Annotated in this window: 13 protein-coding genes; 2 read left to right on the top strand and 11 right to left on the bottom strand. The window is 43.8% G+C overall.

Going from position 1 to position 15999, the window contains the following annotated elements; translation table 11 throughout:
• Positions 1 to 31: 31 nt before the first annotated feature.
• The gene (gene rhaT, locus DVG78_RS05960; protein ID WP_114460152.1) at positions 32 to 1084 is read right to left on the bottom strand and encodes an L-rhamnose/proton symporter RhaT; all 1053 of its coding nucleotides are present in this window, start codon (positions 1082 to 1084) and stop codon (positions 32 to 34) included.
• 151 nt (positions 1085 to 1235) lie between these two features.
• Here rhaT and DVG78_RS05955 point away from each other — a divergent pair, with 151 nt between their 5' ends.
• Positions 1236 to 2669 carry a Gfo/Idh/MocA family oxidoreductase gene (locus DVG78_RS05955; protein WP_114460151.1) on the top strand — a complete coding sequence of 478 codons (1434 nt, stop codon included), beginning with the start codon at positions 1236 to 1238 and terminating at the stop codon, positions 2667 to 2669.
• Between the two features lie 95 nt (positions 2670 to 2764).
• Here the strand turns inward: DVG78_RS05955 and DVG78_RS05950 are convergent, their stop codons facing one another.
• From DVG78_RS05950 to DVG78_RS05910, 9 genes are all read right to left on the bottom strand, one after another.
• The gene (locus DVG78_RS05950; RefSeq protein WP_114460150.1) at positions 2765 to 3514 is read right to left on the bottom strand and encodes a LytR/AlgR family response regulator transcription factor; all 750 of its coding nucleotides are present in this window, start codon (positions 3512 to 3514) and stop codon (positions 2765 to 2767) included.
• A 3-nt stretch (positions 3515 to 3517) separates the two neighbouring features.
• A complete protein-coding gene (locus tag DVG78_RS05945) occupies positions 3518 to 5317 on the bottom strand; it encodes a sensor histidine kinase (protein ID WP_158549977.1) in 1800 nt (599 codons plus the stop codon).
• 253 nt (positions 5318 to 5570) lie between these two features.
• The gene (locus tag DVG78_RS05940; RefSeq protein ID WP_114460148.1) at positions 5571 to 6794 is read right to left on the bottom strand and encodes a peroxiredoxin family protein; all 1224 of its coding nucleotides are present in this window, start codon (positions 6792 to 6794) and stop codon (positions 5571 to 5573) included.
• Between the two features lie 207 nt (positions 6795 to 7001).
• The gene (locus tag DVG78_RS05935) at positions 7002 to 7679 is read right to left on the bottom strand and encodes a carbonic anhydrase (protein ID WP_114460147.1); all 678 of its coding nucleotides are present in this window, start codon (positions 7677 to 7679) and stop codon (positions 7002 to 7004) included.
• On the bottom strand, positions 7645 to 9219 hold the full coding sequence (locus tag DVG78_RS05930) for a SulP family inorganic anion transporter (RefSeq protein ID WP_114460146.1): 1575 nt from the start codon (positions 9217 to 9219) through the stop codon (positions 7645 to 7647). The genes DVG78_RS05935 and DVG78_RS05930 overlap by 35 nt, the downstream gene beginning before the upstream one ends.
• A 59-nt stretch (positions 9220 to 9278) precedes the next feature.
• The gene (locus DVG78_RS05925; RefSeq protein ID WP_114460145.1) at positions 9279 to 9962 is read right to left on the bottom strand and encodes a carbonic anhydrase family protein; all 684 of its coding nucleotides are present in this window, start codon (positions 9960 to 9962) and stop codon (positions 9279 to 9281) included.
• Positions 9963 to 10040: 78 nt separating this feature from the next.
• Entirely contained in the window at positions 10041 to 11594 is a 1554-nt protein-coding gene (locus tag DVG78_RS05920; protein WP_114460144.1) for a SulP family inorganic anion transporter, read from the bottom strand.
• Between the two features lie 239 nt (positions 11595 to 11833).
• Positions 11834 to 12151 (bottom strand): hypothetical protein, encoded by a 318-nt coding sequence (locus tag DVG78_RS05915; RefSeq protein WP_114460143.1) that lies wholly within the window; start codon positions 12149 to 12151, stop codon positions 11834 to 11836.
• 167 nt (positions 12152 to 12318) lie between these two features.
• Positions 12319 to 13056, bottom strand: coding sequence for a lysophospholipid acyltransferase family protein (locus tag DVG78_RS05910; protein ID WP_114460142.1), 738 nt, complete (start codon positions 13054 to 13056; stop codon positions 12319 to 12321).
• 135 nt (positions 13057 to 13191) lie between these two features.
• Here DVG78_RS05910 and DVG78_RS05905 point away from each other — a divergent pair, with 135 nt between their 5' ends.
• A complete protein-coding gene (locus DVG78_RS05905) occupies positions 13192 to 14175 on the top strand; it encodes an acyl-ACP desaturase (RefSeq protein WP_199563206.1) in 984 nt (327 codons plus the stop codon).
• 89 nt (positions 14176 to 14264) lie between these two features.
• On the opposite strand, the gene DVG78_RS05900 is transcribed toward DVG78_RS05905, so the two are convergent.
• Positions 14265 to 15887: a SulP family inorganic anion transporter gene (locus tag DVG78_RS05900; protein ID WP_114460141.1), complete on the bottom strand. Its 1623-nt coding sequence runs from the start codon at positions 15885 to 15887 to the stop codon at positions 14265 to 14267.
• Positions 15888 to 15999: the final 112 nt, after the last annotated feature.

Raw genomic sequence — 15999 nt, 5'->3', positions numbered from 1 at the left:
AACGTCTAATATTACTTTTCCAATACTTCTACTACCAGTAATTCCCGATTCCGACAATGAAAACCGATAAAATAACGGTAACGATGCCCAAAATAATGGTGCGGTAGGTCTTGGCATTTACGCCTTTCCATTCCTTGAAGTAGATTCCCCACACGTTGGAAACGATGATGATGCAGGCCATGTGCAGAATCCACGAACTGGCTCCGTTCCCGAGTTTACTTTCGCCCATTCCGTAGAAAAAGAACTGCAAAAACCAAGTCGTACCAGCGATGGCCGAGAACATATAGTTGGTTTTGAGTGGAGCTTTAGCGTTGGTATAATCGCCGAAAGTGCGATTGCGGGTATTCAAAATCATACACCAGATAAAATTGGTAGTAAGCCCCCCCCACAGCAGTGGCACAAAAATGACGTTGTTCTGAAATAAAGGGTTGCTACCGTTGACCAGCGCGGCCTCGGCCATTACTTTACCCGCTTCGATGCCAAAATTAAAACAAGCACTCAAAACGCCCGAAATGGTCGCCACAATGAGGCCTTTCCAAAAATCAAATTCTTTGACGCTTTCTTTCTTTTCTGCATCCGAAAGTTCATTTTCTTTCATTACACCCGCTTTACCGCAGATGTAAATCCCTGCCAAACAAACCGCTACGCCCAACAACACGATTTGTCCACCCGTACTTGCCAGCATACTCGAAAAGGTGCCCGTGGTAGAATCTGTAAACAAATCGCGGTAAATCGGCGGAATCAAGGCTCCGAAGGCCGAACAAAAGCCCAATACAATAGCCATGCCAAGCGACATACCCAGGTAACGCATGGTCAAGCCAAAGGTCAAACCGCCAATGCCCCAAAGTACGCCCAGCACATACGTCCAAAACAGCGTAGTACTGTCAGTGTTACGGATAATGTCCATGAAGTTGGGCACCGTCAGATAGGCGGCAATAAACGGCGCCAATAGCCACGAAAACAGCCCGCCTACAATCCAATAACTCTCCCACGACCAATCACGTACTTTTTTGTAAGGAATATAAAAACTACCGGAAGCAAAACCGCCGATGAAGTGATAAATAACACCAAATAATACCTGCATGATGAAAGGGTTTAGTACTACGTCTTTTTTGTCGAAAGATACAGCAAGCGTTTTTCTACCTTCACCCTGTACTCTCCTGTTTGCAAACCAGTTGCGAGTAAAAACCGCTTACAGGCTGCTTTTTTCTAACAAATTCTTTCTTCACAAACCTATGAATTCCAAAAACAAAAAAATGGTTAACCGTCGCGGCTTTCTGAAAGGAAGCGCCGTAACCGCCGCAGGGTTTATGATTGTACCCCGTCATGTACTCGGCAAGGGTTTCGTGGCTCCCAGCGACAAGCTTAACATCGCCGCCGTGGGATGCGGCGGCAAAGCGGGGGTCAATATTCCATTAGCCCACAACAATGGCTCAGACAACATTGTGGCACTTTGCGACGTAGACGACCGCCAAGCTGTGAAGTTTCGCAAGCAGTTTCCCAATGCACCCTACTATAGAGATTACCGCAAGATGTTGGAAAAAGAAGCCAAAAACATCGACGCGGTCATTGTCACTACCCCTGACCACATGCATTACGTCATCGGCAGTGCTGCCATGCAATTGGGCAAACATATTTACCTCGAAAAACCCCTCACGCACGATATTTGGGAAGCCCGAATGCTGACCCAACTCGCCAAAGAAAAGAAACTTGTGACCCAAATGGGCAACCAAGGCTCTAGCGGCAAAGGCACCCGCCAAACCGAGGCCATTGTCCAGTCGGGCATGATTGGAGAAGTACATACCGTGGAGGTTTGGACCGACCGCCCCGTGTGGCCGCAGGGGGTAAAATCGCCCAGAGATAAAAAAGAAACCATGCCTATTCCCGCCGAAGTAGACTGGGATTTGTGGCTCGGTACTGCTCCTTACCGCGAGTACCACGAAGCCTACATGCCCACGCGTTGGCGCGGTTATTGGGATTTTGGTACGGGTGCCCTCGGCGACATGGGGTGCCACTTCATGGATGTACCGTTTCGTACCCTCAAATTGGGGTATCCTACCTCCGTTGAGTGTTCGGCAAGTTCGGTCTATGCCGACTTTTTCAAAGAGGCTTTCTTTGGCGATATTGGCCCACAAGCCACGTCAATCCACTTTAAATTTCCCAACCCAAGTTCTAAGAAATATCCCGAATTAAGTCTTTCGTGGTACGACGGCGGCATCCGACCCAAAATCCCCGAAGGTTGTGATTACGAAAAAATATTTGCCAGTGTTGACGGCGGCGTGATGTTTATCGGAACCAAAGGAGTACTCGCCTGTGAGCTGTTTGGCAACAATCCCAAGTTGTTTGTCAAAGGACAATTACAGGACGTAAAATTCCCCGCTCCCACCCGCCCGTTGGTTGAAGGAGACACCACAGGCCACCAACAGCAATGGGTAAAAGCCTGCAAAGCAGGATTTGGCACCTACACTAGCTCTTCGTTTGATGAAGCTGGGCCCTTGGCCGAAATCGTATTGATGGGCAACTTGGCCGTTCGTAGCTATTTACACCGCGAAAACGGCAAATTCACTGGCCGTAAAAAACTTCTTTGGGATGGTGCCAACATGAAAATCACCAATTTTGATGAAGCCAATGCATTTGTAAAGCGGCAATACCGCGAAGGTTGGACGTAAACCCTTAGCGCTGAAAGTAGCTATTTGTTCTCCCTCAAAAAAGCCAAAACTTAGGAATAAGTTTTGGCTTTTTTGATAAAAATAACGGTCAAAATTTAGCGAAACATAAACTGCCGCATAAACTCATCCTTAAAAGAACGCCCCAACGGAAAAGCTTGACCATTGATGGTTACTTCGTGCTCATTGAAAGATTCAATTCGATGGATATTGACCGCGTACGAACGATGAATACGAACCAAGTGCTTGATTGGCAGCCGCTCCAACACTCCGCCTACGGTCTGACGAATGACGTATTTCTTCTGAGAAGTGACGATATTGGTGTACATACTCTCGGCTTCAAGGTAGAGAATATCGTCTAACCTGAATTTGACAAATTGGTAGTTTTGCTTGATAAAAATACATTCATTTACCTGCAAAATAGCTTCTTTTCGGGCTACATCCGTTTTTGTGTCTTTCAAGATTTTCATCGGATGAACCCGCATGGCAAAATTATTAATCGCCATTTCGATTGCCATCCTGAGGTTAACGATGTGATACGGTTTGGGAATATACGCCGCTGGGTAGGTCTCTTTGGCGCGTTCGAGGGTTTCGGTGTCGGTAAAAGCGGTTAAATAAATAATCGGGGATTGACGAAAATCAATGAGTCGTTTTACGGTTTCTATCCCGTCCCAATCACCATTGATGTGAATGTCGCACAGCACCAAATCCACTTCATTTTTTTGATAAAATTCAAGCGCTTCGGGGCCATTGTCGGCTACAAATACGACCTCATAGCCTTCCGCTTCGAGGGTATCACTCAAATCGGTGGCTAGAATAAATTCGTCCTCAATGATTAATATCTTCATTTGTTATGCCACCAATTTCATTTTTTCGGGAGAAATATACAACCGACAATAGGTTCCGTTTTGGTTTTCAATCGTGAAGCTACCCCCGATCTGTTTTGTAAGTCCTGAAATCAGTTTTTTACCAAAAGAATCCTTGGCCCGGTTCCAGCGCTCCATGTCTAATCCGGGTCCGTTATCCTGTATTTCCAACGACAGCCCCACTTTATTTTTCAACGTAATTTTCAATGTTGGATGGGCGGCTTCTGCGTAAGCATACTTGAAAGAATTGGTTATCAACTCGTTGATTATCAACCCCAAAGAAATAGCCAAATCTACGTCCATTTCTTCTTGCTCAACACTTAGTTGCACCTCAAAATTATCGACCTCGTGCCCATACGCATTCATCAGGCTATCTACCAAATCGCTGATGTATTCTTTGATATTGATGGTGGAAACTTTATCATTCTGGTACAACCGCTGATGAATCAACGACATGGCTTCTACGCGTTGTTGCCCTTGCCGAACGGCCAAAACGGCCTTTTCATCTTCCATTTTACTCGATTGTATTTTCAACAGACTACTTACAATCGCTAGGTTATTTTTTACGCGATGGTGAAGTTCCTTCATCATCAATTTCAAATCATCGGATTGCTTTTGAATCTGCGACCGATTTTCTTTTATCTTTTTATATTGCCAATACAGCGTCCCCAATAGACCCATTAAAACCAACAATCCCAAGCCCGCAAACGCCAGTTGATTCCGTTGCAGCGCGTTTTTTTCATTCAGGCTTTTTATTTCAAGCTCCTTTTTCTCAGTTTGGTATTTACTTTCAATCTCGGCAATGTTCTTGGTTTTATCGACCCGCAAGGTAGAATCTTCCAATTGTTTAGCTATTTTCAGACTTGCCAATGCCTCTTTGTACAAACCAGCATCTTCTTGAATCCCATAAAGTATTCCGTAGGCATTAAAGAGCCGATGAATGTCTTTGAGCGAGTGCGCAATCGCCACCGACTTTTGAGCGTAAGCAATGGCTTTTTTATATTCTTTTTTCATCTGAAACGCCTTCCCCAAACTCCGATAAGCGTGTTCAATTCCCTGTTGGTCGTTGTGATTTGCGTGAATCACCAGTGATTTCTCCAATTCAATAATTGCCTTATCGTACTCTTTTTCGAAATCAATGTAAATCTGCCCCAAATTGGCGTGCAAAACGCCCGCATCCCGGTCAACTTTGTACTTTTCGGCATTCTTTAATCCCAGCTTATAGGCATCTTCCGCCTTTCTAAATTCCTTCAAATCCCGGTAAGCAATCCCTGCATTGTTGTACCCAGAAATCAAGCCGTTGGTATCCTCAACCACCTTGGCCATGTCTATCGCTTTCAAAGAAAACATGAGTGCTTTTCGCGTAAAAGCGGCAACTTTTTGGGAGTCGCCCATTTTTTTATACGTCAGGCCAATGCTGTTATAGACCCTTCCAAGCCCTCTTTTGTAGTCAATTGCTTCGTACAAATCAATGGTTTTCTGGCTTGCCTGAAGACTTTTTTCGAATTCATTTTGAGCACGAAAAAAATTAGCCGCCAAATGATACGAACGGCCTTCCAGTTTTTTGTCCATTGATTTTTTGGAAAAATCCTGCGCTATTTCAAGGTATTTTTTAGCCGAATCTGGTTGATTTCTACTGTAAGCTTCGCAAATATCCTGCACGATTTTTGTCTTTCTTTGGATGTCCGACGTCGCCGCTAAAATCTTTTTCAGGGAGTCTATTTGGGATGGTTTTTGGGCAAAACCAGTAAAGGCAATAAAGTACAGAATCGAGAAGTTTTTCATGGCAGCCTTAGCGCTACTGGGGAGCCAACATAGCAAGTATAATTTTCTAACGCTTAATTTCAACCAATTGCCCATTTGTAAGTGCGAGCTCTAATCAGTGGCTCCTGCTTAGAGTCATTATTCTAGCACGACCATATACTCAGAAAGATAAGCGCGATACCCGCAGAACCTACTAAAAAAATTAAACCATCCAAGGTATTTAAGTTCATTAATAAAAACCTTAAATACCTTGGATGGTTCCTCAAAAAATCACTTACTCACTCAGTAGTTTCGTAATAAGTGCGTTGAAATCTTCAATAAACTGATCGTAGTATTTGCCAGTACCCGGGCCAGAGAAGCCCGTGTGAATTTCGCGTACGCGTCCTTTTTTGTCAATAAAAATGGTGGTTGGGTACCCCGCCACTTTGTTGAGCGCAGGGAGCGATTTTCCCGCGTTGGCATCGTTGGTACCCGCCAAAAGCAACGGATAGGGCACGCCGAAACGCTTGCCCATAAAATCAATTTTCGGTCCTGATATTTTCATATCGGGCGAACGCTCAAACATCAAACCCACGATTTCTACTCCACGTTTGGCATTTTTTTCGTACCAAGGCACCATAAAACGGGTTTCATCCATGCAGTTGGGACACCACGTTCCCGACAGCTGCAAAACCACGACTTTGCCTTTGTAGCGTTCGTCTTTCAACGACACAACGTTTCCTTTGGTATCGGGAAAAGCAAAATCAAGCGTTTCAAAACCGGGCTTCAAATAGGTCAATGCCGTTGGTGGAGGCAATTCCGCTTTTTCGTCGCGGTAAGCTACAAAGTGTTGGAAGCCAGAAATACCTGACCATAATCCGCCTCGAATCGTACCGTTGGAAGCAATGGCAGCTCTGAACAAAAACGCGTGTGAACCGTCGTAGCAAGACATAAAAAGACTATCGCCGATCACATCGCCCGCCAAATACCGATAATCTCCCGTGGGAGTCAGTACCGTTCCTGCTAGTTTTGCACCTTTTTGTTCCAAAATCCCGACGGCAAAAGTGGAATCTTTTCCCTGAGGACGCAAAAAATAAGTGGCGTATTTACCTGTTACGTTTTTTGTTGTTTTGGCAGGGGTTTTGGCAAAAAGATGCACTTCTCCTTTTTCTGCTTTGAAAGGAAGCACCGATACCCAAACACCATTTCTGTTTTTCTTCCAAGACCCCGTCATTGTATTGCCTGATACTTTGGCAACCAAATCAGAATCAAAAATCAGCATCGGAATATGAAGCGAATCGCCTACCATGTAGGCTTCATCCATGGCCAAGCGCTCCGAGCCATTTAGAACAAAAACCTCATATTTTCCATTGGCTTTTGGATTGATTTCCAGCCCGAAAGGCAAATCATGCGCTTCCCGTTGGAGAGCGGCCCGCCAAGTACTCTTGGGGATATTAGTTTGGCTGAAACCAACAAAAAAACTGCTCAATGCGAGCAAAGTAGCGACTGTTTTTTTCATACTAGTTTGTTAAGATGGGTAATTTGTATTGAACAACCGTTTTTTTAGAAAAGTTGGCCTCACCACATTTTATTCCCCATTTTACCGCGTTTCTTTATGATTTTAAAACTATTTAATCCATTGAATCAGTTACTCTTGTAAATTTCATGTAGAAATTGGTTGCCCAACTCGATTAATACGCTTTCCCAAGGGAGATTAGAGGCCTTGTCAATGATTATAATTTTGTGTTAAATCTTCCTCTTTTTTGGGTTCATCTTCAAAATCATACCGATAAATAGACTCAACGGGCGAACCCGGTGGGATTTCCATGATGGAATTAATTAAACCCGTATGTAAATCAAACACCCAACCATGCAGATGTGGATAATTTCGCTTTTTCCAAGCTTTTTGCACTATCGTGGTTTTAGCTAGGTTCTTTGTCTGCTCAATAACATTGAACTCAACCAAACGATCAAAACGCGCCTGACCATCGGGCACCGCCTCAAGCTCATCATAATGCTTTGAATAGACATCTTTGATATTCCGCAACCACTTATTGATTAAACCAAAATCCTTGTTGGTCATGGCGGCTTTTACGCCACCACAGCCATAGTGTCCTACCACCAAAATGTGCTTTACTTCCAACACCTCTACCGCGTACTGCAATACACTGAGCATATTTATATCGGTATGAATCACCAAGTTGGCCACGTTTCGGTGAACAAAAATTTCTCCAGGAGCCGTGCCTGTCACCTCATTGGCGGGCACGCGACTGTCGGCACAGCCAATCCACAAGAACTCAGGCTTTTGATCGGACGCCAATTCGTCGAAATAACTTTCGTCGAGCATAAGCTTTTCAGCAGCCCATGATTTATTCGCCAGTAATAGTTTTTTGTATGATTGCATTGGATTTTTGTTTTGTGATTTTACGTCTCGTAATCCCCTTAAATTCCACTTGAATTCCTCTTAACGGGGCATCGGCCTCAAATTCTTCTAGGGTTGTAAAAATATCGTGGTCGATAAATTGCGCCCTCAGGCCATCCACAAACACATAGTCTCCTGGTTTTAAGGCCGCTAACACTTCTTTCAGATGGGCCTTGTTTAAAAATGACACATCCTTTTTAAACCAAATCAGTACCGTTTCCTTGTCTCGTCCTACACTTATTGCCGACAGATTATTGGTATAAACAATGTAAATCATGCCCACAATCAGCCCAATAGCCAGTCCAATCAATAAGTCGGTAAACACAATGGCAAGGACCGTAATGATGAAGGGGATAAATTGGTCGGGGCCTTCACGGTACATTTTTTTAAAAATCTCGACCTTCGCTAATTTGTAACCAACGGAAATGAGCAACGCCGCTAAACAAGCCAATGGGATATAATTGAGTAATTGCGGAATAGCCAACACCGCCAACAGCATCAAAAGGCCGTGAATGAAAGACGAAAGGCGCGTTTGTGCGCCGCTGTACACATTGACCGAAGTACGAATCGCTACCAACGTGAGCGGCAATCCTCCAATCAGGCCCGAAACTACATTTCCGATTCCCTGCGCCTTCAATTCCTGATTAGGAGAGGATATACGGCGTCTTGTATCCAACTTATCGGCGGCTTCCAAGCTAAAAAGCGATTCAATACTACCCACAATCGCCAGCGTAAGGGCCGAAATGTACACTTGTGGATTGGCTAAGATTTCGAACGCGGGAAAATTGAACGCGGCTTTTGCATCGGTCCAATCACGAATAAGCGGAACGCGCACCAAGTGGCTCTCCTCTTTCAAACTCATTGCTGGAAACCATAACGCCAGCAACTGATTAAGGACGACCCCCACTAAAACCACCACCACACCCCCGGGGATTGTTTTGAAGAATTTTATCCCCTTTTTTGCAGAATAATCCCACCAAGCAATCAGCCCTAAACAGAACACACTTATCAAAATAGCTCCCGCATTGGGATGACTCAAGGCTTCTATAATTTCTGAGAATGTGTTGCGCTGATCGGCTTGCTCAAATTCAAATTCGCCTTCGTAGTCGGCATCCCATCCCAAGGCATGAGGAATTTGTTTCAGGATAATCACAATTCCAATAGCCACCAACATGCCACTAATAACGCTGGAAGGAACAAAACTGCTTAATCGTCCTGCTTTTAGCCATCCCAACAAGAATTGTATTACGCCAGCCAACACCACGGCCATCAGAAAATTGGGATAGCTACCCAGCCGTTGAATACTATCAAAAACAATAACAGTAAGCCCCGCAGCAGGCCCACTGACACTGACTTCGGACCCCGAAAATACAGTAACGACAATGCCCCCCACAATGCTGGCCAGTAATCCCGAGAAAAGAGGCGCCCCCGAAGCTAAAGCGATACCAAGGCACAACGGCAGCGTTACTAAAAACACCGCTACCCCCGCTGAGAAATCTTTATTCAAATATTTTAACGTCATTCAAGTTGGGGTTTATTGACCTGCTATCCCTCATAAATTCGGGGGCGAGTTTCGCCAAATTAATGGCGTAAACTTTCTACGCTAAATTCAGCATTTTCAGGATCACGAATAAACATGACATCGTCATAAAACTCCACTTCACCCGTCTCTACGTTATACATTGCACCTACAACCCCAATTTCGCCATTTTCAACCATTTGTTCCAAAATAAAACTACGCTCAATAATGTTTTTCACATTACGCTTAACGTTTATTGTGGCGACATTTTCAACAAACGTTTTATTTTTAGAATTGCGCTCTGTTTTGGTTTCATTTTCCTGATAAACAGCTGGTTGAAGTTTCGCCAGGAGTTCCGTTAAATTCCCCATTTCTACATGGTCGCAAGCCCCTTTTACGGCACCGCATTTTGTATGTCCCAAGACAACAATCAATTTTGACCCTGCCAATTTACATGCAAACTCCATACTGCCCAAAATATCGGTATTTACGATATTACCCGCAATCCTTACTGAAAAAATATCCCCTAGTCCTTGGTCAAAAATAAGCTCGGCAGATGTTCTGCTATCGATGCAGCTTAGTACAATGGCAAATGGCCATTGACCTTCACGAGTATCATTTACTTGTTCTAATAAATCTCGTTGAACTTTTAAATTGTGAATAAATCTCTCGTTACCTTCCTTTAAAATTTGTAACGCCTTTCTTGGCGTCAGATTGGATTGTGTTTCTTTTGAATGTGCTTTCATTTTTTAAGTTTTTTTTTGTGGCTCAATGTCCACAGGATTAATTTTAAATCAGTAGTAGGCAATTTTTGCAGATTTGGTTTAATGTCCTGCCACGCCCTTAAATGCAGGAATTCCCTTCAACTCTAGTTTAATTCCCCTTAAAACGGCGGTCTCTCTAAAATTATGGATGATTTCGAGGACGTCTAAATCAATGTTGTGGGATTTGGTCCCGTCAATGATGACGTTCGAATTTAAAGGCAGTTTATCCAAGGTAAGCGTAATGACTCCTTTGTTGATAAACGTCACGTCTTCTACCAGCTGAATCGTAATCGTTTCGCCCTCATGGCGCTTTTCTTTCATAAAATAATACGCTCTTTTGTAATTGTTGCGTAAGATAAAGAAAATGGAAACGGCCATTCCGATGCCAATTCCTTTCAATAAATCAGAAAACAAAATCGCAACAATGGTCACCACAAAAGGCACAAATTGCTCCCAACCCAAGGCATACATCGACTTAAAGAGGGATAATTTGGCCAGCTTGTAGCCCACCATCAACAAAACAGCCGCCAAACAAGCCAACGGTATTTTGTTTAATAAGGAGGCAAAACCAACCACGCTGATTAATAAAAAGAACCCATGAATGATGGCCGATTTTTTGGTTTTAGCTCCCGAATTGATGTTGGCTGAACTGCGCACTATAACAGCCGTGAGAGGAAGGCCGCCAATCAATCCAGAAATAATATTACCCAATCCTTGGGCTTTTAATTCACGGTTGGTAGGGGTATTACGCTTATAGGGGTCAAGTTTATCGGCTGCCTCTACGCTCAGCAGCGACTCCAAACTTGCCACAATGGCAATGGTAAATGCAATAATATAAACGTTGTAATTGCTAAACCCTGAAAAGTCAGGAAGGGTAAATTGACCAATAAATTCATTGACAGAACTTGCCACTGGGAGCTTAACAAGGTGGTCATTTTCCAAAGCGAGTGCGGGAAACGCAACTTTAAAGAACTCATTTAGCCCAACCCCCAAGGCCACAACGACCAATGCGCCAGGAACAAACTTGAAAAAGGTGTATCTTTTGAAGAATGGCTTATCCCAAGCAATAAGAATGAGGAGCGAAAGGGTAGCAATAATGATGGCCCCAGGCTGAAGAAAATTGAGCGCATTGAGGATTTCAGAAAATGTATTTTCGCCGTCTACCTGCACAAATACAAAATCACCTTCGCTGTCTTTGTCGTAGCCCAAAGCATGAGGAATTTGTTTGAAAACAAGAATTAAACCAATTGCCGCCAACATACCTTTGATGACGCTCGAAGGGAAATAATGACCGATAATTCCTGCTTTCATGTATCCTAAAACTACCTGCATTATACCAGCTATTACCACCGCCAACAAAAACAGCTCATACGAGCCTAATTGTTGGATAGAGTTCAGCACAATAACGGTGAGACCAGCCGCAGGCCCACTCACACTCACGGGCGAACCGCTCGCCATTGCGACCACAATCCCGCCAATGATCCCTGCAATAACCCCAGAAAAAAGAGGCGCCCCCGACGCCAAAGCAATACCTAAACAGAGGGGTAAAGCCACTAAGAACACCACTAATCCGGCGGGTAAATCTTGTTTTAAATCATTCAGTAGGTCCTTCATTTTATTATATTAAGTGGAATCTGTTTTTAGATTATTTTTTATTAGAATTGAGAAGATGATTCGTAGCAGTAACTGCCAACGATTAGCTACTACACATCACAGCGCAGTCGATTATTTTTACGTCTGTCAAGCAAAACAAAATCCATTGACAAACTGGGCCAAGTAGGGCAACAAGTTTGTTAACCAAGCAAATACGCGACAGAATGAATCGGAAAGAGTGAATAAAGGACAGGAAAGCACTAAAGGCTTTCGGGGGGAGGAATACAAATCGACGTAAAATGCTCAGGAGCAGGCATTAAATACGTGAAATTAAGATGCGATTTTGTCAGCGCCGAGACGTTAAAGACGGGATAAGATAAGGACTCAAATTCATCCCATCCTTCCTCGCCAGTTTCTTCGTCAAAAGGGCAATTGGTCTCAGAATCAGGGCAGGAAGAGTCTGCCATTTTTTCATTCGCAGCTTGTTTCTTAATATCCTTAAAAGTAGGCCTAAGGACTGACACCAGTCCTATAAGAAGACTAAAAAGAATCAACAAGAATACTTTTGCGTAATTCATTGACCAGCTCTATGTTAGATACAATTACGGCTGTAATTCTATGCAAAAATGAAATTATATTTTTAAATTCCCAACTATTATCTCAGTGATAAATCTACCTATTTCACCTTGATGAGAAACGCAGACTGGGTAAATTTACACTTATTTGTGCAAATTTAAATCAACTATTAAGCGGTTTCCAGCTCTTTTTGAATGGCTAACTTCACCAACTCCACCAATTCTTCGGCACTTTTGCCTTTTGGCTCGATGGGTGTTAGGCTTATCCACGACAACCGCTCTAAACTGTTAAGCGGAAAAATCCCTTTTGGGTTCAATTTACCCGTGTTTTTAATGGCGACAGGTACCACCAACGCATGAGGGGCTTTTTTGACGAGTATGGCCACACCACCCGTAGCAAATTGCTTCAGTTCTCCCGTTCTTGAACGAGTTCCTTCGGGAAAAATCGCCGCTGAAAACTTCGTTTCTTCAATCAACTTACCCAAACGCGCTATTTCAACGATGGCTTGCTTTCCGTCTTTTCGGTCAATGAGCGCCGCGCCGCTTTTACGCAAATTATAAGAAATGCTGGGAATACCTTTTGCCAATTCGATTTTGGAAACAAAAATCGGGTAGTTTTTGCGCATGTACCAAATCATCCCCACGATGTCAAACATGCTCTGGTGATTTGCCACAAAGATAATGGGACGGTCAGTGGGTAACTCTATTTTTGCCTCATGGTGCAGGCGGGTCCCCAATATCCACAATCCATGCAATAGAAATCCATTGAGCCAATGAACCGATTTTTGGTGCGTTCGGCTACCAAAAAGATGAAAACAAACGACTTGTATAACGTGAAATATCACCAGTGTCAAACCAAAATAAATCATGTAAACACTGCTGAGGAGATAATCTAGTATTTTTTTCATGCAATTGTGGGAAATAAATCTATCCAGAGGCAAAATTAATCAAACATTCCTAAAACCACACAGCAACAATTTTCCTAAAATAATGCGTACCTTCGGCCCAATTTCGTGATAGTTAAGTTAAACGTTTTACACAATATGCAACTCCCCGCCACCCGCATAGAGGTAATGAAATTCATTGGGCAGAAGATTGATTCTGTCTTTTATGAATTTCTCAAACCCATAGAAGAGCTCTGGCAACCCTCCGATTTTTTGCCAGATTCTGCCAACGAAAACTTTTTGTCGGACGTAAAGCTTCTTCAAGAAGCCGCCCGTGAACTGCCCTACGACTATATCGCGGTATTGGTTGGTGATACCATCACCGAAGAGGCCCTTCCAACCTACGAATCGTGGCTCATGACCGTTGAAGGCGTCAATCAGCAGGACCCACAACAAGGCTGGACCAAATGGATTCGCGCTTGGACCGCCGAAGAAAATCGCCACGGTGATTTGCTCAACAAATATTTATACCTTTCAGGGCGGGTAAACATGCGCGCCATGGAAGTATCCACTCAGTACTTGATTGCGGATGGATTTGACATAGAAACGGGCACGGACCCCTACCGCAACTTTGTCTATACTTCTTTTCAGGAGTTGGCCACCAACATCTCGCACCGCCGCACGGCTACTTTGGCCAAACAATACGGAAACACGTTGCTGTCAAAAATGTGCGGAGTCATTGCCGCCGATGAAATGCGCCACGCCAAGGCCTACAAAGCGTTTGTGGAGCGGATTTTTGAGGTTGATTCTTCCGAAATGATGCTGGCGTTTGAAGACATGATGCGCAAAAAAATCGTCATGCCTGCGCACTTCTTGCGTGAAACGGGCGTCAAAATAGGCGAAACTTTCAGCCATTATTCCGACGCAGCCCAACGAATCGGTGTCTACACCACGTACGATTACATCGAAATAATGGACTCGTTGCTCAAAGAATGGAAAATTGACAAAGTTAGTGGTCTCAACGAAGCTGGCGAAAAGGCTCGCGACTATTTGATGGCCTTGCCAACTCGCCTAAAACGCGTAGCAGAACGCACCAAAGCACCCAATCTGGACTATAATTTTAGCTGGATTTCAGCGTATTAGACTTAGTCTTTAATCCATAATTACGAACAAAAAAGCAGCGAATGTGTTCGCTGCTTTTTTGTTCGTAAATCGCCTTGTTTTTTGAAAATTTAAGCGATTTCAACCGTATTTTTGCGCAAATGCTTAGGCAAACGGCGCGCTGCCAGAGGGTGTTCGGACAGACTTTCGTGTAAATCTAATCCCCGCAGGGTGAGCGAACCGCCCTTTGATTCAAAATCACGGCGGAAGTTGTTGAGGTTATCGGCAACGGTATGGTCGACATACGCGGCTTTTGAAAAATCAATCACCAACGAGCTTCCCGCAGGGACTTTCATCAATAGGCTTTTCAATTTTAAGTAATTGGCAAACACCGCCGCGTTGTTTACATTCAATTGATACACACCCAATTCTTTTTCCTGAAGCTCAAAACGCGACTTGACAATGTCGCTCAGTTTTACACCAAATGCTATCTGGATGATAAACTTGGTCAAGATACCCGCTGCAATACCAATCAATAAGTCGGTAGCAATGGTGGTAATAATGGTAATCAGAAATATAGTAAGTTGCTCTTTACCAATGTGGTAAATGTGCGCAAATTCTTTGGGAGAGGCCAGGCGAAAGCCTACAAAAATGAGCATAGCCGCCAACGAAGCCACTGGAACCATTTTGATAAGGGGCACCATCATTACGACAAACAAAAGCAGAAAAATACCGTGGAAGAAATTGGCCCAGCGGCTTTTGGCACCGTTGTTTATGTTTGCCGAACTACGTGCCACTTCTGAAATCATCGGCAAACCTCCTAACAAACCAGAAATTGTATTTCCAATTCCCACCGCAGTAAGGTCTTTACTCAAATCTGACTTGCGTTTTTCGGGGTCAATCAAATCAATGGCCCGCCCCGTCAACAATGACTCAAGGCTTCCGATAAGCACAAACATCAAAAGGTATTTAAAGAAAATCGGAAGCAGTTCTGGCGTAGTAAGCGCTCCGAAATTAACGTTCAGGTTGAAGGAGAAGTCGCCCGGAGTTACGAGGGGCTTAAAATTTTTGTAGGTAGGTTCGGTCAGGTGAAAATATTGTCCTAAAAGCACGCCAACAATCAATACGATAAGGGCGGGCGGTACTTTTTTCAAAGCCTTGATATTCAGGTATTGCCATCCAAACAAAATAACTAAACTGATAGCTCCGATGATGGCAATGTGGTATTCCATGTGCGCCAGACTGTGAGGCACCATTTCGAGCAACTCAATCGGCTCTTTTCCTTTCATTTCTGAAGGCGGGATACCTACCGCTAAATGCAATTGCTTCGACATAATGATAATCCCGATGGCAGCCAACATACCATGAACGGCCGAAAGAGGAAAGAAATCGGCGAGTTTGGCTACTTTCAACACCCCTAAAAGAACTTGAATTAAGCCAGCCACCACAATCACCCCCAACGCCAGTTTCCAGCCTAAATCCATGTCGCCTTTGCCGAGTTCATCTACAGCACCCGCCACGATGACAATCAAACCCGCCGCTGGACCTTTGATGGTCAATTCGGAACCCGCAAAGAAAGCAACAACAATGCCCCCAATGACGGCAGTCATTACCCCCATAATGGGCGGAAAATTACTGGCCCCCGCAATTCCTAAACAAAGCGGTAAGGCAATCAACGACACTAAAAAACCCGACAATAAATCTTTGCTCCAATAGGATTGTAAACTGTCAAAAATGCTTTCTTTTGATTTCATGATGCAGAGTGCTTGATTTTAACATCACAAAATTCCTCTTCTGGCATTAAACGGGTATTAAGGGCAGATTAAAAGGCGATTAAAAGAAACTTATCGCTATTTTAGCCACCCA

Origin of the sequence: Runella aurantiaca (assembly GCF_003339505.1) — a bacterium.
GTDB lineage: Bacteria > Bacteroidota > Bacteroidia > Cytophagales > Spirosomataceae > Runella > Runella aurantiaca.
The sequence above is the reverse complement of the archived record's forward strand: the minus strand, read 5'-3'. Positions and strand labels throughout refer to the sequence as shown.